Annotated in this window: 21 protein-coding genes; 16 read left to right on the top strand and 5 right to left on the bottom strand. The window is 72.5% G+C overall.

What is annotated here, in order from left to right; translation table 11 throughout:
• The first annotated feature begins 15 nt into the window (after nucleotides 1-15).
• Nucleotides 16-405: a hypothetical protein gene (locus WBN91_RS22400; protein WP_337726429.1), complete on the top strand. Its 390-nt coding sequence runs from the start codon at nucleotides 16-18 to the stop codon at nucleotides 403-405.
• Here the strand turns inward: WBN91_RS22400 and WBN91_RS22395 are convergent.
• Nucleotides 402-1,217: an SDR family oxidoreductase gene (locus WBN91_RS22395; RefSeq protein ID WP_337726430.1), complete on the bottom strand. Its 816-nt coding sequence runs from the start codon at nucleotides 1,215-1,217 to the stop codon at nucleotides 402-404. The genes WBN91_RS22400 and WBN91_RS22395 overlap by 4 nt on opposite strands.
• 108 nt (nucleotides 1,218-1,325) lie before the next feature.
• Here WBN91_RS22395 and WBN91_RS22390 point away from each other — a divergent pair, with 108 nt between their 5' ends.
• On the top strand, nucleotides 1,326-2,072 hold the full coding sequence (locus WBN91_RS22390) for a phosphoglyceromutase (protein WP_337726431.1): 747 nt from the start codon (nucleotides 1,326-1,328) through the stop codon (nucleotides 2,070-2,072).
• 54 nt (nucleotides 2,073-2,126) lie between these two features.
• Here WBN91_RS22390 and WBN91_RS22385 read toward each other — a convergent pair whose 3' ends face one another.
• Nucleotides 2,127-2,753: a DNA-binding response regulator gene (locus WBN91_RS22385; RefSeq protein WP_337726432.1), complete on the bottom strand. Its 627-nt coding sequence runs from the start codon at nucleotides 2,751-2,753 to the stop codon at nucleotides 2,127-2,129.
• 66 nt (nucleotides 2,754-2,819) lie between these two features.
• Here WBN91_RS22385 and WBN91_RS22380 point away from each other — a divergent pair, with 66 nt between their 5' ends.
• The 14 genes from WBN91_RS22380 (at nucleotide 2,820) to WBN91_RS22315 (ending at nucleotide 14,924) form a co-directional block, all read left to right on the top strand.
• Nucleotides 2,820-3,620 carry an oxidoreductase gene (locus WBN91_RS22380; protein WP_337726433.1) on the top strand — a complete coding sequence of 267 codons (801 nt, stop codon included), beginning with the start codon at nucleotides 2,820-2,822 and terminating at the stop codon, nucleotides 3,618-3,620.
• A gap of 108 nt (nucleotides 3,621-3,728) precedes the next feature.
• On the top strand, nucleotides 3,729-4,922 hold the full coding sequence (locus WBN91_RS22375) for a sensor histidine kinase (protein ID WP_337726434.1): 1,194 nt from the start codon (nucleotides 3,729-3,731) through the stop codon (nucleotides 4,920-4,922).
• Complete coding sequence (locus WBN91_RS22370) at nucleotides 4,919-5,599, top strand: response regulator transcription factor (protein WP_337726435.1); 681 nt, start codon at nucleotides 4,919-4,921, stop codon at nucleotides 5,597-5,599. Before WBN91_RS22375 ends, WBN91_RS22370 begins: the two co-directional genes overlap by 4 nt.
• A 27-nt stretch (nucleotides 5,600-5,626) precedes the next feature.
• Nucleotides 5,627-6,637 carry a Ppx/GppA phosphatase family protein gene (locus WBN91_RS22365; protein ID WP_337726436.1) on the top strand — a complete coding sequence of 337 codons (1,011 nt, stop codon included), beginning with the start codon at nucleotides 5,627-5,629 and terminating at the stop codon, nucleotides 6,635-6,637.
• Nucleotides 6,637-8,073 (top strand): hypothetical protein, encoded by a 1,437-nt coding sequence (locus tag WBN91_RS22360; protein ID WP_337726437.1) that lies wholly within the window; start codon nucleotides 6,637-6,639, stop codon nucleotides 8,071-8,073. Before WBN91_RS22365 ends, WBN91_RS22360 begins: the two co-directional genes overlap by 1 nt.
• Nucleotides 8,070-8,855: a sugar phosphate isomerase/epimerase family protein gene (locus tag WBN91_RS22355; RefSeq protein WP_337726438.1), complete on the top strand. Its 786-nt coding sequence runs from the start codon at nucleotides 8,070-8,072 to the stop codon at nucleotides 8,853-8,855. The genes WBN91_RS22360 and WBN91_RS22355 overlap by 4 nt, the downstream gene beginning before the upstream one ends.
• Nucleotides 8,856-8,894: 39 nt before the next feature.
• Complete coding sequence (locus tag WBN91_RS22350) at nucleotides 8,895-9,815, top strand: proline dehydrogenase family protein (RefSeq protein ID WP_337726439.1); 921 nt, start codon at nucleotides 8,895-8,897, stop codon at nucleotides 9,813-9,815.
• Between the two features lie 8 nt (nucleotides 9,816-9,823).
• Nucleotides 9,824-10,630, top strand: coding sequence for a thioesterase family protein (locus tag WBN91_RS22345; protein WP_337726440.1), 807 nt, complete (start codon nucleotides 9,824-9,826; stop codon nucleotides 10,628-10,630).
• Nucleotides 10,627-11,079, top strand: coding sequence for a hypothetical protein (locus tag WBN91_RS22340; protein ID WP_337726441.1), 453 nt, complete (start codon nucleotides 10,627-10,629; stop codon nucleotides 11,077-11,079). The genes WBN91_RS22345 and WBN91_RS22340 overlap by 4 nt, the downstream gene beginning before the upstream one ends.
• A 52-nt stretch (nucleotides 11,080-11,131) precedes the next feature.
• Nucleotides 11,132-11,944 carry a pyrroline-5-carboxylate reductase gene (proC, locus tag WBN91_RS22335; RefSeq protein ID WP_337726442.1) on the top strand — a complete coding sequence of 271 codons (813 nt, stop codon included), beginning with the start codon at nucleotides 11,132-11,134 and terminating at the stop codon, nucleotides 11,942-11,944.
• A 120-nt stretch (nucleotides 11,945-12,064) separates the two neighbouring features.
• Nucleotides 12,065-12,274, top strand: a complete 210-nt coding sequence (locus WBN91_RS22330) for a helix-turn-helix domain-containing protein (RefSeq protein WP_121010260.1) — start codon at nucleotides 12,065-12,067, stop codon at nucleotides 12,272-12,274.
• Between the two features lie 125 nt (nucleotides 12,275-12,399).
• Entirely contained in the window at nucleotides 12,400-12,501 is a 102-nt protein-coding gene (locus WBN91_RS22325; protein ID WP_015105422.1) for a 30S ribosomal protein bS22, read from the top strand.
• Between the two features lie 215 nt (nucleotides 12,502-12,716).
• Nucleotides 12,717-13,754, top strand: a complete 1,038-nt coding sequence (locus WBN91_RS22320) for an NAD-dependent epimerase/dehydratase family protein (RefSeq protein WP_337726443.1) — start codon at nucleotides 12,717-12,719, stop codon at nucleotides 13,752-13,754.
• Nucleotides 13,755-14,063: 309 nt separating this feature from the next.
• Nucleotides 14,064-14,924, top strand: a complete 861-nt coding sequence (locus WBN91_RS22315; protein WP_337726444.1) for a lysophospholipid acyltransferase family protein — start codon at nucleotides 14,064-14,066, stop codon at nucleotides 14,922-14,924.
• A gap of 201 nt (nucleotides 14,925-15,125) precedes the next feature.
• Here WBN91_RS22315 and WBN91_RS22310 read toward each other — a convergent pair whose 3' ends face one another.
• From WBN91_RS22310 to WBN91_RS22300, 3 genes are all read right to left on the bottom strand, one after another.
• A complete protein-coding gene (locus WBN91_RS22310; RefSeq protein WP_337726445.1) occupies nucleotides 15,126-16,019 on the bottom strand; it encodes an HAD family hydrolase in 894 nt (297 codons plus the stop codon).
• Between the two features lie 39 nt (nucleotides 16,020-16,058).
• Nucleotides 16,059-17,342, bottom strand: a complete 1,284-nt coding sequence (locus WBN91_RS22305) for a DUF5667 domain-containing protein (protein WP_337726446.1) — start codon at nucleotides 17,340-17,342, stop codon at nucleotides 16,059-16,061.
• Nucleotides 17,343-17,468: 126 nt separating this feature from the next.
• Nucleotides 17,469-18,068: a sigma-70 family RNA polymerase sigma factor gene (locus tag WBN91_RS22300; protein ID WP_443217770.1), complete on the bottom strand. Its 600-nt coding sequence runs from the start codon at nucleotides 18,066-18,068 to the stop codon at nucleotides 17,469-17,471.
• Nucleotides 18,069-18,152: the final 84 nt, after the last annotated feature.

Below are 18,152 nucleotides of genomic sequence, written 5' to 3'. Positions count from 1 at the left end.
GCATACCATCGGTGGGTGAGCGAAGAGCGCGATCCCGCGGCTGATGAGCGGGACCGGCTTGCGGACGCGCGGGACCTGGCCGCCGACGAGCGCGACCAGGCCGCGGATCGGCGTGAGGCGCTCGCCGACGAGCGTGAAGGGCGTGTCGACCGGCGGGAGGACGACCTCCACCGGCACGACCAGGAGAGACTCGCGCGGCGGGGTGCGCGTGGGCACGTGGAGGGCAGTGCCGAGACGCTCCGGCTGGCGCAGGAGGCGATCGACCGGTCGCAGGCCAGGCTGGACCGGTCCGCCGCCGCCATCCGGTCCTCCTCCCGGCGGGCGTTGCGCGAGCAGGCCGAGGTGGATCGGGAGGTCCGGCGCAGCGAGCGCGATCTCGACGACCCCGAACCACCCGAGAACTAGCGGAACGAGGCCGCGTTCTCCGTCGCCCAGGACGTGAAGTCCCGGGGCGGGCGGCCCAGGAGGTTGGAAACCACCGGGGACACGCGGGTCGCGGCGGTGGGTGGGTTGCCGTGCCAGTCCAGCAGGAACTCGGCCATCTCCGGGTCCATCCCGGACGCCGTGTACCGGTCCAGCGCCTGCTCCCGGGTCAGCTCGTCGAACGTGAACCGCTGCCCGACCGCGTCGCCCAGGATGCGCAGCTTCTCCCGCGGTGACAGGACTTCCGGCCCGGTGACGGTGTACCGCCGCCCGCCGTGCCCCTCGGACGTCAGCACCGCCGCCGACACCGCGCCCACGTCGGCCTCGTCCACGCCCGCGGTCGCCACGTCCGCGAACGGCTCGTCCAGCACACCGCTCGCGCGCAGCCGCTCGGCCCAGGTGAACACGTTGGCGTAGAAGTCGGTCGCCTCCAGCACCGTCCACTCCAGACCGGACTCGGCCACGGCCTGCTCCACCGGACCCCAGAAACCGTTCCACAGCACGGAGATCCGCCGCACCCCCGCCTCGACCGCCAGCCGGACGATCTCCGGCCCGGTGGTCAGCGTGGCGTAGTCGTCGCCGCCGATCGTGAGCAGGTGGACACCGGTCACCCCCTTGAACGCGGTCTCCAGCGTTTCGGGCCGCGTCAGGTCGCCCTCGACCACCTCGACCCCCGCCAACCCGGCCCGCCGGGCGTCCCGGGTGAGCGCCCGCACGGGGTGCCCTCCTCGCAGGAGTTGCGCAACCACTTCGCGGCCCGCCTTGCCGGTCGCACCGGTCACCAAGAACGTCATGGTCCCGACGCTAGGACCTCCACCAAACTGGAGGTCAACTGCAACGATCCAGCGTCGGCGGTCACAGCGGATGCGACCCGCGCCGGGTCATCTGGCAGGCTTGCGGGCATGGCTGTCGGAACCCTGGTGCTGCTCCGCCACGGCGAGAGCGTCTGGAACGCGGAGAACCTGTTCACCGGCTGGGTGGACGTCCCCCTGTCCGAGAAGGGCGTGCGGGAGGCGCAGCGCGGCGGCGTGCTGCTGCGCGAGGCGAACCTGCTGCCCGAGGTCGTGCACACCTCCCTGCTGCGCCGCGCGATCTCCACCGCCAACCTGGCGCTGGACGCGGCCGACCGGCACTGGATCCCGGTCAAGCGGGACTGGCGGCTCAACGAGCGCCACTACGGCGCGTTGCAGGGCAAGAACAAGAAGCAGACCCTGGAGGAGTTCGGCGAGGAGCAGTTCATGCTCTGGCGCCGCTCCTACGACACCCCGCCGCCGCCCATCGAGCCGGGCACCGAGTTCAGCCAGGACGCCGACCCGCGCTACGCCGGTCTCGGCCCGGACCTGCCGCTCACCGAGTGCCTGCTGGACGTCGTGGAGCGGATGATCCCCTACTGGGAGTCCGCCATCGTCCCGGACCTGCGCGAGGGCAAGACCGTCCTGGTCGCCGCGCACGGCAACTCGCTGCGCGCCCTGGTGAAGCACCTCGACGGCATCTCCGACGAGGCGATCGCGGGCCTGAACATCCCCACCGGCATCCCGCTGCGCTACGACCTGGACGAGGACCTGCGCCCGGTCACCCCCGGCGGCACTTACCTGGACCCGGACGCGGCGGCGGACGCCATCAAGGCCGTGGCCAACCAGGGCCGCTAGCCCAAAACGCCAGACCAAGACCCGCCAGACCAAGACCCGCCAGACCGAGGGCCGCTAGACCAGCCCCAGGTCACGGGCGCGCACCCCGGCTTGAAAGCGGGACGAAGCGCCCAAAGCGGACATCAGCTCGGCCACGCGGCGGCGGTACGTGCGCACGGACATCCCCAGCGCGCGTGCCGCCGCCTCGTCGGTCCACCCGGCGTTGAGGGCGTCCACCACGCCGGGCACCACGGCCCGCAGCTCGGCCATCTCGGCTTCGTGCACGGCCAGCTCGGTCCCGCCGCGCCACGCCGCCTCGAACAGCGAGCGCACCCCGTGCACCACCTCGGCCCGGGTGATCACGCTGTAGCTGCGCGCCCCCTGTGACTCGTCGCCGGCCAGGATGGCGACGCGGTCATCCAGCAGGATCGTCTCGTTCACCTCGTGCGCGCTGACCCGCACCTGCGCCCCGTGCGACGCCATGACCCGCGCGTGCTCGGCCCACGCCGGCTCCAGCATGGTCGAGAGCCGGAACAGCTTGCGCACCTTGGACGCCCGCTGCCTGGGCAGGATCGGGTGGGTGCCCATCCAGGTGCGCAGGGCGTTGGCCGCGCACGCCAGCTCCGTGGTCGCCGCCTCGAACAGGTGGCCCGCCCGCTTGTACAGCTCCGCCTCGCCCCGCACCACCACGACACCGCTCACCCGCCCAGCTTGGCAGCTAGTTGCCAATCCCAGCGCCGGAAATCCGCCCCGACCACAGTGGACCGCGTGCTGAACCTCTCCCGCGTCGGTTACGGCGCCATGCAGCTCACCGGCCCCGGCGTCTACGGCCCGCCCGCGGACCGCGAGAACGCCGTGCGCGTCCTGCGCCGGGCCGTCGAACTCGGCGTCGACCACATCGACACCAGCGACTTCTACGGCCCGCACGTCGTCAACGAGCTGATCCGCGAGGCCCTCCACCCCTACGACGGCCTGACGATCGTCACCAAGGTCGGCTACCGCCGCACCCCGGACACGAGCTGGGTGCCCGCCCGCACCGCCGGGGAGCTGCGCGACGCCGTCCACGACAACCTGCGCAACCTCAAGGTGGACCGCCTGGACGTGGTCAACCTGCGCGTCGACGGCGCGCACGTCGACCTCGAAGAGCCCTTCACCGTCCTCGCCGAACTGCGCGAGGAGGGCTTGATCCGGGACCTGGGCATCAGCAACACCACCCGGCTCGACGAAGCCCGGAAGATCGCCCCCGTGGTCTGCGTCCAGAACCACTACAACATCGCCCACCGCGCGGACGAGGCCACTCTGGAAGCCACGGCCGCCCGGAACATCGCCTACGTCCCGTTCTTCCCCCTCGGCGGCTTCACCCCCTTCCAGAACGCCGTCCTGGACGAGGTCGCCCGCGAGCACGACGCCACCCCGCGCCAGGTGGCCCTGGCGTGGCTGCTGCACCGCTCACCCACCGTGCTGCTGATCCCCGGCACGTCGTCGGAACGACACCTGGAAGAGAACCTGGCGTCCGCCGCGCTGCGCCTGTCCGAACAGGACCTGACCCGCTTGGACACGATTGGGTGAACTGGAACCGACCGGGCGGAAAACATCGGTCCCAGACGGTGTCGCAGGAGTCACGAACCACGCCTGCGGACTAGGCCGTACCCGCCCTGACCTGCTTACGATGCCTTCGTGACCGCAACGGGTTACCTCGTCCTGTCGATCGGCGCTCTGCTGATCGGCGGTGCGGCGTTCCTCGTGGGGCGCGCCACCGGCAGTCCGAAGGCGCAGCGGCCGGCCGGGCTCACCGTCGCCGACCTGATGGCGATGGTGGTCCAGTCCTCCCACGACGGGATCGTCGTCCTCAACGTCTTCGGAGACGTCGTCCTGCACAACCCGCGCGCCGAGGAGCTGGGGGTCGTGCGCAACAACCGCGTCGACGACCGGGCCCGCCGCGCGGCCGAGCTGACCCGCCAGAGCGGCGAGGTGGTCCACGTGGACGTCTCGCCGCTGGAGGTCAAGGGCCGCCAGCCCGAGGCCGTGCACGCCGCGGTCAAGGTGCTCACCGAGGGGTTCGTCGTCGTGGACGCCTCCGACGAGTCGGACTCGGTCCGGCTGGAGGCGACCCGGCGGGACTTCGTCGCCAACGTCAGCCACGAGCTCAAGACCCCGGTGGGCGCGCTCGCCCTGCTCGCGGAGGCCGTCCTGGACGCCTCCGACGACCAGGAGGAGGTCCGCCGGTTCAGCGCGAAGATCATGCAGGAGGCCACCCGCCTGGGCACCCTGGTCACCGAGCTGATCGCGCTGTCCCGGCTCCAGGGCGCGGAGAAGCTGCCCGAGCTCAACCGGGTCGAGATCGACGTCGTGGTCAGCGAGGCGCTGGGCCGCTCCAAGCTCGCCGCCGAGTCCGCGGGCATCGAGATCACCACCGACGAGCCCAGCGGCCTGGAGGTCGAGGGCGACCGGACGCTGTTGGTCACCGCGCTGAGCAACCTGCTGGACAACGCGGTCGCCTACTCGCCGCCGGGCAGCCCCGTCTCGGTCAGCCGCAAGCTGGTCGAGGGGTTCGTCGAGATCGCCGTGACCGACCGGGGCATCGGCATCGCCGAGGACCAGCAGACCCGCGTGTTCGAGCGGTTCTACCGCGTGGACAAGGCCCGGTCGCGCGCCACCGGCGGCACCGGCCTGGGCCTCGCGATCGTCAAGCACGTCGCCGCGAACCACGGCGGCGAGGTCAAGCTGTGGAGCCTGCCCGGCACCGGCTCGACCTTCACCCTGCGCATCCCGGCACACCCCGACCGGGACGAGCAGACCACCGACCTACCCAAGCCGGAACTCGCTGTCCCTGTGCCGACCAGCGCGGGCAAACCCGGAGGAGAGCTGTGACCAGGGTGCTCATCGTGGAGGACGAGGAGTCCTTCGCCGATCCGCTCGCCTTCCTGCTGCGCAAGGAGGGCTTCACCGCGGCGCTCGCGGCCACCGGCCAGGAGGCGCTGGAGGAGTTCGACCGCAACGGCGCCGACATCGTGCTGCTGGACCTCATGCTGCCCGGCATGAGCGGCACCGACGTGTGCAAGCAGTTGCGCGCCCGCTCGGCCGTGCCCGTGATCATGGTCACGGCGCGGGACAGCGAGATCGACAAGGTCGTCGGCCTGGAGCTGGGCGCGGACGACTACGTCACCAAGCCCTACTCGGCGCGCGAGCTGATCGCCCGCATCCGGGCCGTGCTGCGCCGCGGCGGCGAGTCCGAGGAGCTGTTGCCGCAGGTCCTGGAGGCGGGGCCGGTGCGGATGGACGTCGAGCGGCACGTGGTGACCGTCGACGGCGTCGAGGTGAACCTGCCGCTGAAGGAGTTCGACCTCCTCGAGTACCTGCTGCGCAACGTCGGCCGGGTGCTGACCCGCGGGCAGCTCATCGACCGGGTGTGGGGCGCGGACTACGTCGGCGACACCAAGACCCTGGACGTGCACGTCAAGCGGCTGCGCTCGAAGATCGAGCCGGACCCGTCGACGCCCCGCCACCTGGTGACGGTGCGCGGACTGGGCTACAAGTTCGAGTCCTGACCGCCCCGACCGGGTACGGTGCACGCCGTGCGCCTCGGGGTCCTTGATGTGGGGTCCAACACCGTCCACCTGTTGGTGGTGGACGCTCATCGGGGTGCCCACCCCACGCCGATGAGTTCGGAGAAGTCCGTCCTGCGGCTGGCCGAGCAGCTCGACGGCGACGGCCTGCTGACCAAGGTGGGCGCGGACCGGCTGGTCCGGGCGGTCGCCGCCACCAAGGCGTCGGCGGCCCGGCTGGGCTGCGAGGACCTGATGGCCTTCGCGACCTCGGCGGTCCGCGAGGCGGGCAACTCCGCCGAGGTGCTGGACCGGGTGCGCACCGAGACCGGCGTGGACCTCAAGGTCCTGTCCGGCGAGGACGAGGCCCGCTACACCTTCCTCGCGGTGCGCCGCTGGTACGGGTGGTCGGCGGGCCGGCTGCTGTGCCTGGACATCGGCGGCGGCTCGCTGGAGCTGGCGTCGGGCGTGGACGAGGAGCCGGAGGAGGCGTTCTCGGTGCCGCTGGGCGCGGGCCGGCTGACCCGCACCCGGTTCCACCACGACCCGCCGACCCGCCAGGAGGTCAACGAGACCACCGAGTGGCTCGACGACCAGCTCGCGCCGGTGGCCAAGAAGCTGCGCCGGGTCGGCGCCCCGGACCGGGTGGTGGCGACGTCCAAGACGTTCCGCACGCTGGCCCGGCTGACCGGCGCGGCGCCGTCGTCGGCCGGACCGCGGGCGCGCCGCGTCCTCACCCACGCCGGCCTGCGGCAGCTGACCGGGTTCATCTCCCGCATGTCGGCGAGCGACCTGGCCGAGCTGGAGGGCGTGAGCTCCAGCCGGGCGCACCAGCTGGTGGCGGGCGCCCTGGTGGCGGAGGCCACCATGCGAGCCCTGTCACTCGGTGAGCTGGAGATTTGCCCCTGGGCGCTGCGGGAAGGTGTCATCCTGCGTCGCCTGGACCACACTGATGGCGCAGACCAGGACACCCCCGCGACCCGCACCCGCCGGTCGGGTGACACTGGACGGACTGGCCGCCACGGGGCACGGTGGAGTTGATGAGTCGAGAGAGCGAGTCGGAGCAGACCCAGCGCACGGTCGCGGAGTTGCTCGCCCAGTACGGCGGGGGCTCCGGCGAGGTGTCGCCGCGTCGGCGACGCCGCCGTGCCGAGGACGCGTCGGACACCGCTCCGCAGGCGATCATCGACCGGGTCAACTCCGACAGCGGCCGGCTGCTGCCGGTGCGCGACGACGACCCGCCGCCGACCGGCCGCCGCGCGGCTCCCGACCAGACCGCCTACGCGCCGCCGGTGACGCCCGAGCCGTTCGCCCGCCCGGCCGAACCCCCGTTCGAGGCCCGCCCACCGGTTGAGCCTCCCTTCGAGGGCCGGCGCGAGCCGGTCGAGCCCCCCTTCGACGGCCGCCGCGAGCCGGCCGAGCCGCCGTTCGAGGGCCGTGGCGCCCGCGGCGGGCGTGCCGAGGGTCGCGGGTCCCGGTCCGCCGAGGCGTTCGAGGGACGGCCCGCCCGGCCCGAGCCGTCCTTCACCCCCGAGCCGCCGCGGTCGCGGCTGGACGCCGCCTTCACCCGGACGCCGCCCCGGCCCGCCGAGCCGCCCCGCCGGGGCGTGCCCGCGCCGACGGAGGCCGAGGAGACCCGGCAGGTGCCGCCGATCGTCGACGACTACGCCGACGACTACGAGCCGCCGCGCCCCACCCCGCCCAAGCTCGACCCGCCCCGGCTCACGCCGCCGCTGGACCCAGCCCGGCTCGCCCCCGACGCGGCCCGGCCGGACGTGTCCCGGCTCAGCCCGCCCGAGGCGCCCCGGCCGGTCCCGCCGAAACCCGACGGCAACCGCGCGAGCCTCCCCCGGTCGGCGCCGCCGCCCCCGCCGCCTCCCGCGCGCGACCCCGTCACCGAGGTGCTGCCGCGCATCGAGGACGAGCTGACCCCGAACGTGCCGCTGGAGTCGCTGCCCACCGAGTCGGTGCTGATCGTGCCGCCCGCGCCGGCCCCGATGCCCGACCCGCTGCCCGACCAGACCGCCGAGGACTGGTTCGGCGACGACTCCGGCGAGATGCCGCGGGTCGAGCCGGAGAACACCCAGTTCCACCCCTACGTGGACCTCGACGAGGAGGACGAGGACGACGACTTCCGCCGTCCCGCGGCCTCCGACGACGAGGAACCCGCCGGGCTCGCCGACGTCGACGCGGACGAGCGGCCCGCCGACCGTTCCCCCGGCCGGGAGTGGCTGGTGATGATCGGCCAGCTGGCCGTCGGCGTGCTGGGCGGCGCGGCCCTGTGGCTGGGCTTCAACTTCCTGTGGCGGACCCTCGCGCCCGCCGCCCTGGTGGTGGCGCTGGCGGTGACCGTGGGCCTGGTGCTGCTGGTCCGCCGGATCCGCCGCGCCGACGACCTCCAGACCACCGTCCTGGCCGTGCTGGTCGGCTTGATCGTCACCGTCTCGCCGGCCGCGATGCTCCTGGTGAAGTCTTGATCCCGATCGGCCTGTCCACGGCCGCCGTGTGGCCGCGCCCGGTCGGCGCGGCGTTCGAGGCGGCGGCCGAGCTGGGCTACGACGGCGTCGAGGTCATGGTGTGGGCCGACCCGGTCAGCCAGGACGTGCGGGCGTTGCAGCGGTTGGTGCAGCGCAGCGGCGTGCCGGTGATGGCCGTGCACGCGCCCTGCCTGCTGATCTCCCAGCGGGTGTGGTCGCCGGACCCGGTGGAGCGGCTGCGGCGCAGCGTCCGGGCCGCGCTGGACCTGGGCGCGCGGACGGTCGTGGTGCACCCGCCGTTCCTGTGGCAGCGCCGGTACGCCGAGACGTTCCCGGACCTGGTCGCGGGCCTGGAGGACGAGACCGGCGTGGCGATCGCGGTGGAGAACATGTTCCCGGTCCGCCGCAAGCTCGGGCGGGGCCGGTCGGTGGCGGTGACGGCGTTCCGCCCGTCCATCGACCCGACCGACGTGGGCCACCGCAACTACACCCTGGACCTGTCCCACGCCTCCGCCGCGCACATGGACGCGATGGAGTTGGCCAAGCGCATGGGCGACGGTCTGACCCACGTGCACCTGGCGGACGGCAGCGGGTTGCCGAAGGACGAACACCTCGTGCCCGGCCGGGGCACCCAGCCGTGCGCTGAGCTCCTGGAATCGCTGGCGCCCTCGGGTTTCGCAGGCCAGGTCGTGCTGGAAGTCAACACGCGCAAGGCCAAGACCGACGCCGACCGGCGTGATCTCCTGGCGGAGTCGCTCCTGTTCGCCCGCCTCCACGTCTGAACCGAGCTTTCCCCCCGGCTAACGACTAGGGTCTTGATCGTGAACCCACTCCGTTCGTTGATCCTCGCCGCCGCGGGCAACGAAGCGGTGCGGCGGGCCGTCGCGTCGGCCCCGATCAGCCGGGACGTCGTGCGCCGCTTCGTCGCGGGAGAGACCGTGGCCTCCGCCGTGGACGCGACCGGCGACCTGGTCGAGGACGGCCTGCGGGTCACGCTGGACTACCTGGGCGAGGACACCACCGACCGCGCGCAGGCCGAGCGGACCGTCCAGGCCTACCTGGCTCTGCTGGACCAGCTGCACGACGTCGGGCTGGCCGCGGACGCCGAGGTGAGCGTGAAGCTGTCCGCGGTCGGCCAGGCCCTGGACGAGCGGCTCGCGCTGGACAACGCCTCCCGCGTGTGCGCGGCGGCCGAGCAGTCCGGCACGACGGTCACCCTCGACATGGAGGACCACACCACCACCGACTCCACCCTGCGCGTGCTGGACGAGCTGCGCCGGGCCTGGCCGGACACCGGCGCGGTGCTCCAGGCGTACCTGCGGCGGACCCTGGACGACTGCGTGGCCCTGGCCGGCACCCGGGTCCGGCTGTGCAAGGGCGCGTACGCGGAGCCGGCGTCGGTGGCCTTCGCCGACCCGCACGAGGTGGACCTGAACTACGTCCGGTGCGCCAACGCCCTGCTCGCGGGCGGCGGCTACCCGATGTTCGCCACCCACGACCCGCGGCTGGTCGAGATCGTGGGCGAGCGGGCGCGGTGGTACGGGCGGGCGGTGGAGGACTTCGAGTTCCAGATGCTCTACGGCGTGCGGCCGACCGAACAGCGGCGGCTGGCGGCGGCGGGGCACGTGGTGCGGGTGTACGTGCCGTTCGGCGAGCAGTGGTACGGGTACCTGATGCGGCGCCTGGCCGAGCGCCCGGCGAACGTGGCGTTCTTCCTGCGGTCCCTGGTCAGCCGTTCGTGAGGAGTTCGGTGGCATTTTCGGTGGCCAACGCCGTGCGCGCGTTGGGCGACGGCACGTACACGGCGGCGCTGCCCGGCGAGTGGACCATCGGACCCAAACCGCACGGCGGGTTCCTGCTGGCCCTGGCGGCACGGGCCGCGGTGGACGCGGCGCGGGTGGCGATGCCGGGCGACGAGCGCGAGCCGCTGGCGGTGAGCGCCCAGTTCCTGCACGCGCCCGAGGTGGGTCCGGTGCTGCTGCGGACGTCCGTGCGCAAGGCCGGGCGGACCGCGACCGTGGTGTCGGTGGTGATCGAGCAGCGCGGCCGGGCGTGCGTCGAGGCCGTCGTGACGGTCGGGCGGATGCCCGCGACCAAGCCGGACTACGCGGACCTGCCCCTGGTGTCCGCCACGCCGCCGCCGGACGCGGTGGACCTGGCGACCCTGGGTTCGGGCGGCGTCTACAAGCTCGGCGAGGTCTGCGACGTGCGGCTGGACCGCGCAGGAGCGGGCTTCCTGACCGGCCGCGTCGGCGACCCGCTGGCGCTGACCCTGTGGGCCAAGCCGCTGGGCGAGGACGCCGACCCGTACTTCGCGCTGGTCGCGGGCGACATCTCGATGCCGGTGACGTTCAACCTGGGCCGGTTCGGGTGGTCGCCCACGGTGCAGCTGACCGCGCTGCTGCGCGGACGGCCCGCGTCGGGCTGGCTGCGGGTGCGGGTGACGTGCACGGCGGTCCACGGGCAGTGGTTCGACGAGGACGCCACCGTGATCGACGCGACGGGCCGCCTGGTCTGCCAGGCCCGGCAACTCGCCCTGACCCCCGCCACGGCGTGAAGCACGTCAAGCTGGAGGGGACCGACGGCGGCAACTTCCTCGACCCCGACGCCTACCTCGACCTGCTGCCGACGCTGGTCGACGCCCTTCCGCCCGGCGCGCGGGCGTTCGCGGCCGACCCGGACCACTACGACTTCTTCAGCCGGCGGTGCGTCAAGGACCTCACGCCCGACACCGTCCTGCGCGGGACGGCCGACGGCGAGGCCTGGCTGGAACTCGGCTTCCGCCACAACTGCTGGAAGCACGAAGAAGACCTGAGCATCCGGTACGTCGGCGTCGCCGGCCCCGACACCGTCGACTGGACCGGCTTCGGCGCGGTCACGCTGGACGAGGTCCTGCCCCACGAGCACGGGTGCAGCCACGAGATCGGCTTCCTCGGCGGATCGCTCACCGTCGTCAGCCGCGACCTCGTCGCGACCTGGACCGAAGCGGACTGCCCCGACAAGTGACCTCCCCGGGGGTGCGCTGTGGGTCCGCCGAGCGGGTGGCAGGCTTTGCGCCATGACGACGATCGCGGTGTTGGGTGCGGGGAAGATCGGGGAGGCGCTGCTGTCCGGGTTGCTGCGCGGCGGCCGGGCGGCGGAGGAGCTGGTGTTCACCGAGAAGCACCCCGACCGGGCCGCCGCCCTGACCAAGGAGTACGGCGTCGAGGGGCTCGACGTCACCGAGGCCGCGCGGCGGGCCGACGTGCTGGTGGTGGCGGTCAAGCCGCAGGACATCGAGCCGCTGCTGGACGAGCTCGCGCCCGTGGTCAAGCCCGGCACCCTCGTCGTGTCGCTGTGCGCGGGCCTGCCGACCTCGCTCTACGAGCGCCGGCTGCCCGAGGGCACGCCCGTCGTCCGGGTCATGCCCAACACGCCGATGCTGGTCGGCGAGGCCATGAGCGCGATCTCCGCGGGCCGGTACGCCGGCGCCGACCACCTCAACCTGGTCGAGGAGCTGCTCACCACGGTCGGCAAGGTCGCCCGCGTCCCGGAGAGCCAGCAGGACGCCGTCACCGCCCTCTCCGGCTCCGGCCCCGCGTACTTCTTCTACCTGGTCGAGGCCATGATCGACGCGGGCATCCTGCTCGGCATCCCGCGAGACCTGTCCACGCAGCTGATCATCCAGAGCGCGGTCGGCGCGGCGCAGATGCTCAACCGCAACGACACCCACCCGGTGATCCTCCGCGAGGCCGTCACCTCGCCCGCCGGCACCACCATCATGGCCATCCGCGAACTGGAGAAGCACGGGGTCCGTGCGGCCATGCTCGCCGCCATCGAGGCTGCTCGGGACCGTTCGGTCGAGCTCGGACAGGCCCACGAGGCCCACTGATACCGCCATTGGCCGTCGCACCAGTCCCACGTGTCCCGTTACTCTCACAGGAGCACGTGCGTGTCGAACCGTCGGTGGGGAAGCCGACGGCACGACGCGTGTCGAAGGACGCGGTGATCCATGCCGGAGGAGAACGATCGAGCACCCCTGGTCCAGGTCAAGTTCCTGACCGTCGCCGAGGTGGCGTTGGTGATGAGGGTGTCCAAGATGACGGTGTACCGGTTGGTGCACTCGGGTGAGCTGACCGCAGTGCGCGTCGGCAAGTCGTTCCGGGTGCCGGAGAAGGCGGTGCACGAGTACCTGCGCAACGCCTACTTCGACGCCGGGTGAGGGCGGGCGCCGGCAGCCGGGTAAACTCACAGGCCGTTCGTGCCTGGTGTCGGCGCGCCCGAGTTTGGCGGGTGTCTCCACCAGCGCGTGGAGAAACACCTTCGTCTAGTGAGTGAGGAACCCGCATGGGCTCGGTCATCAAGAAGCGCCGCAAGCGCATGTCGAAGAAGAAGCACCGCAAGCTGCTGCGCAAGACCCGCGTCCAGCGCAGGAAGCGCGGCAAGTAAGTCCCGGTCTTCGGTGCCGGCGTCCCCCTCGGGGCCGCCGGCACCGGCATGTCCGGGGTCGGGTGCGCCCGGCACCGTCCTGTCGGGCGGCCATCCGGGTGAATGGCTCGGTGACCTGCGTCAAGAGCGTGACCACGAGACGATCGGGTACCCGAATCCGTGGGTAGAGTCCACGTCGCAGCAGTCCGCGCAGGTCGCAACCGTCTCGGAGTCGCATGGCGCCCAAGGTCGTTCTCGTCACCGGATGCAGCCGCTTCCTCGGCGGCCGGCTCGCCGCGCGGTTCGCCGCCAACCCCGAGATCGACCGGGTGCTCGGCGTCGACACCGAACCGCCGCCCCGCGACGTGCTGCGCCGCATGGGCCGCGCCGAGTTCGTCCGCGCGGACATCCGCAACCCGCTCATCGCCAAGGTCATCTCCACCGCGCACGTCGACACCGTCGTGCACGCCTCGGTGACCGCCAACCCGGCCGGACCGTCCGGGCGCACGGTGATGAAGGAGATGAACGTCATCGGCACGATGCAGCTGCTGGCCGCGTGCCAGAAGTCGCCGCACGTGCGCAAGCTCGTCGTGAAGTCCACCAGCGCCGTGTACGGGTCGTCTTCGCGCGACCCGGCGGTGTTCACCGAGGACATGGGCCCCAAGGACCTGCCGTCCAGCGGGTACGCCAAGGACGCCGTCGAGGTCGAGGGCTACGTGCGCGGCTTCGCCCGCCGCCGCCCGGACGTGGACGTGACGACCCTGCGGTTCACGAACTTCATCGGCCCCCGGATCGACACCGTGCTGACCAGGTACTTCGCCCTGCCGGTGGTGCCGACCGTGCTGGGTTACGACGCCCGCGTCCAGCTGCTGCACTCCGAGGACGCCCTGGCCGTGCTGGAACGCGCCACGCTGCACGACCTGCCCGGCGTGTTCAACGTCGGCGGCGACGGCGTGCTGCTGCTGTCCCAGGCCATCCGCCGCGCGGGCAAGCTGCCGCTCCCGGTGCCCACGGCCGCCGTGCCGACGGTGGGCAGGCTCTTCCGCAGCGCGCGCCTGGTGGACTTCTCCCCGGACCAGATGCGGTTCCTGAACTGGGGCCGCGTCGTGGACACGACACTGCTCAAGCGCGAGTTCGGCTTCACCCCGAGGTGGACCACGCAGCAGGCGTTCGACGACTACGTGAGCGGTCGCGGCATGCGACCCCTGCTCGACCCCGAGCTGCTGACGTCGGTCGAGCGCTCGGTGCTCGACGCGGCGGCGAAGCTCAGGTGAGAGGCTCAGGTGAGGAGCTCAGGTGAGGAGGTGGACGTGGCAGAGGCAAGGGTGATCCCCCTGCGCACGCCGGCCCGGCGGGACCAGCGGTCGAAGCAGCCCCGGCCCCCCGGCCCAGCAGAACCGACTCCGAACGATCGAACCCCCAACGATCGTTCCGCAAACGATCGTTCCACAAACGATCGGCCGACAAGTGTCGGGACCGCAAGCGCTCGGACGCCGAACGATCGTGCCGCAAACGATCGTTCCGACAATGATCGTGGCGCAAACGATCGTGCGGCAAACGATCGGTCCGCTGGTGATCGTTCTGTGGGCGAATCCGTCCCCTCGGAGTGGGAGGAGCGCCTGGCCGGGGTGCTGTCGTTCCTGCGCCGCCGCGTGCAGGGCGACTACGAGGTGGACGAGTTCGGCTTCGACCCGGACCTCACCGACCACGTCCTGATGCCCCCGCTGAAACCGCTGTACGAGAAGTGGTTCCGGGTGGAGACCATCGGCCTGCACAACGTGCCCGCGACCGGCGGCGCGCTGATCGTCGCCAACCACTCCGGCACACTCCCGCTCGACGCCACCATGACCGCCTACGGCATCCGCGCCGAACACCCGGCCCGCCGCCACCTGCGCATGCTCGGCGCGGACCTGGTGTTCAAGACCCCGGTCCTGGGTGCCCTGGCCCGCAAGTCCGGCCAGACCCTGGCGTGCAACCCGGACGCCGAACGCCTGCTGAGGTCCGGCGAGCTGGTCGGCGTGTGGCCCGAGGGCTTCAAGGGCATCGGCAAGCCGTTCAAGGACCGGTACAAGCTGCAACGCTTCGGCCGGGGCGGCTTCGTGTCGGCGGCGCTGAAGACCGGGGTGCCGATCATCCCGTGCTCGATCGTGGGCGCGGAGGAGATCTACCCGAAGATCGGCGACATCAAGGCCTTGGCGCGGCTGTTCGGCTTCCCGTACTTCCCGGTGACGCCGTTCTTCCCGCTGCTGGGTCCGCTGGGCGCGATCCCGCTGCCGTCGAAGTGGTACATCGAGTTCGGCGAGCCGATCCGCACCGACGTGCACGGCGAACAGTCGGCCGACGACCCGATGCTGGTCTTCAACCTGACCGACCAGGTCCGCGAGACCATCCAACAAACCCTGTACCGCCTGCTGACCCAGCGCCGGAACGTCTTCCTGGGCTGACCGCGGCAGTGGCGGCGGGCCGTGATCGCGGGCTGTGATCGCGGGGCGGGGTGGCGGGCTGTGGCGGCGGCAAAGTGCGGGCTGTGAGGGCGGGCTGTGGCGGCGGCAAACTGTGGGCTGTGAGGGCGGGCTGTGGCCGGCGCAAGTGCGGCCGAAGCGCGGGCCGTGATCGCGGCCGAACTGCCGGCCCACGCGAGCGGATCAGCCGCGGCGGCGGTAGGCCATGCCCGCTGCGATCGCGCCGGCCAGCGCGCCGGCGCCCAGCACCGAGGGCACGCCGATCTTGGCCGCCTTGCGCCCGGTCCGGAAGTCGCGGATTTCCCAGCCGCGCTTGCGGGCCGTTTCGCGCAGGCCCGAGTCCGGGTTCACGGCCACCGCCGTGCCGACCACCGACAGCATCGGCACGTCGTTCACCGAGTCCGAGTACGCCGTGCAGCGGCGCAGGTCCAAGCCCTCCTTGGCGGCCAGGGCGCGGACCGCGTGGGCCTTCGCGCGGCCGTGCAGGAGGTCGCCGACGAGCTTGCCCGTGTAGATGCCGTTCTCGCTCTCCGACACCGTCCCCAAGGCGCCGGTCAGGCCCAAGCGCCGCGCGATGATCTGCGCCAGCTCCACCGGGGTCGCGGTGACCAGCCACACGCGTTGGCCGGCGTCGAGGTGCATCTGGGCCAGGGCCTGGGTGCCGGTCCAGATCTTGTCGGCCATCAGCTCGTCGTAGATCTCCTCGCCCAGGCTGACCAGTTCCGCCACCGACCTACCCGCGACGAACGACAGGGCCTGCTCGCGGGAGGCCTTCACGCTCTGCGGGTCCTCCCGACCACCCACGCGGAACTTGATCTGCTGCCACGCGAAGCCCATGAGATCCGAGTTCTTGAAGTACTTCCGGGCCGCCAGGCCGCGGGCGAAGTGGAAGATCGACGCGCCCATCATCATCGTGTTGTCCACGTCGAAGAACGCGGCGGCGGTCAGGTCGGTGGGTGCTCCCGACGGTTCCGGCGACGGCGGGGTGGTCAGTGCCGCCTCGGCCGAGGCCGCGCCGGCCAGTTCGGCGAGTCGTTCCCGCTCGGCCGAGCTCTCCACCACACGCCTTTTCACCACGTCAGCGCCTCCCGGGGTCCGATGGGGACAGGGTAGCGATCAGCCGGTGAGACCGGGCAGCGGCAGCTGCGGGAGGGACAGCGTCGGCAGCTGGACGGGTGGCGTGACGGTGGCCGTCACGGACGGCAGCGGCAGGGGCGGGTTGCCGGTGCCAGGTGTGCCGGGGGTGGCCGCGGGCGGCGCGGTGGACTCGCCGCCGCCCGGGGTGGTCGCGCCGCCGGGGGTCGACAGCGGGATCGCCGGCTGGTCGGTGGACGACGGGCTGGGCGCGGTGGACGGGGGCGTGCACTCGCCGGTCGCGGGCACGGGGCCGACGTCGTCGACCTGGCCGGTGGTGACGGTGGCGCAGCTGGTGCGCGCGGCGAGGTCGGCGGCACGCTTGCCGATCCGGTCGAGCAGCTCCAGGGACGTGCCGGCCCGCGCGGTGGCTTCGGCGGGCAGCCGGCCGCGCAGGTCGCCCAGCCGGGTCGTCTGGGCCAGCGCCCAGTCGCGCAGCCCGGCCAGGGTGCGCTGGTCCGAGTTCGAGCCGTGCGCGGCCAGCACGCGGGAACCGGCCGCGGCGTCGGCGTCGAAGTCGGTCAGCGCCGTCAGGTACCCGCCCAGCGGGCCGCCGCCGGAGTCGCGGTAGCGGTCGGTCAGCGTCTCCATCTCCGAGACGCGGGCCGCCGCGAACTCCAGCCGCTTGTACCCCTTGGACTCCTCGCCGAAGGTCAGGCCCAGCGAGGCCGTCTCGGCGGTGCGCTTGACGCCGTACAGCGCGTCGCCGGGCAGCGCGTCGCGGGACAGCAGGAGGCTCATCCCGGCCAGCGAGAACACCAGGCACAACGCGGCGGCGAGGGCTATCGCTAATCGCCCACGCGCTCCACCCCGGGGTCGGCGGGTGCCGACCGCGGTGGGCTGGGACGGGCCGGACCCGGTGCCGGACCGGGCGGGACGCGTGCCGACGGGGGTGGGCCGGGACGGGCCGGTGCCGCCCGCGCCGGTGCCCGCCTGGGACGGGCTCGCGTCGGCGGGGCTGGTGCCTGCCGGGCTGGTGCCTGCCGGGCTGGTGCCTGCCGCGGCCGGGCTGGTGCCACTCGCGCCGGTGCCTGCCGGGTTGGTGCCTGCCGGGTTGGTGCCGGCCGCGGACGGGCTCGCGCCGAGCACCCGTTCCCGCATCCGGGCCCTGGTCGCCTCGTCCGGACCGCTGGTCGCCGCCGCCTTCCGCAGCAGCGCGACGACGGCCAGGTCGTCGGCGAGCTCGGCGCTCACGGGTCCGGCGGCCTCATCGGGCTGTGCGTCGACCGCACGAGCGAACTGCTCGTGCTGCCTGCGACGCCCCATCGGCGTGATCCTTCTGCCCACCATCCCGCACCGACTCGTGGAGGAGTACCTGCCCGAGTAACGAAGCCGGAGGTTCCGGGGTTACGCGGACACGACTGGCGCGATCGGGGGAACCCCGGCGGCGCGTCAGCGCAGCCAGTTCGGCAGCAGTTGTGCCAGACGGCGCACCGCGCGGTGCTGGAGGGCCTTGATCGCGCCTTCGTTGCGGCCCATCTTCGCCGCGGTTTCCGCCACGGACAAGCCCTGGATGAAACGGAGAGTGATGCATTCCCGCTGGTCGTCACCCAGTTGGGCCACACACCGGAGGAGCTCGGCGTTGGCCGCGTCGGTCAGCACCTCCTGCTCCGGACCGCTCGCGACCTCGCGGTTGTCGTCCGGATCGGCCGTCGTGACCTCCAGCCGGTAGCGGCTGGACTTCACGTGGTCGAAGACGATGTTGCGGGCGATGGTGACGAACCACGCACCCACGTCCCGGCCCTGGTAGCTGATGGACCCGATGCTGCGCAGCGCGCGCAGGAACGTCTCGCTGGTCACGTCCTCGGCCAGCGTCCGGTCGCCGACCCGGAACAGCACGTACCGGTAGACCACGTCCACGTACCGGTCGTAGAGCAGCCCGAACGCGTCCGTGTCACCCGCCTGGGCGGCACGCACCAGCTCCCACGGCTCTCCGGCCGGGTCCGTCTCCACGCTCTCGATCGTGCTGGACTGCCCTCCACTGCTCCACATCGAGCGGAGCGTCCGGTTGGTCCTGATGGTGTTGTCGCTAGCCCTTGCGCTCATCGGCTCGCGGCACCTCCACAGAGTCGCCGT

The organism is Saccharothrix sp. CCNWYY140, assembly GCF_037401995.1.
GTDB lineage: Bacteria > Actinomycetota > Actinomycetes > Mycobacteriales > Pseudonocardiaceae > Actinosynnema.
The sequence above is the reverse complement of the archived record's forward strand: the minus strand, read 5'-3'. Positions and strand labels throughout refer to the sequence as shown.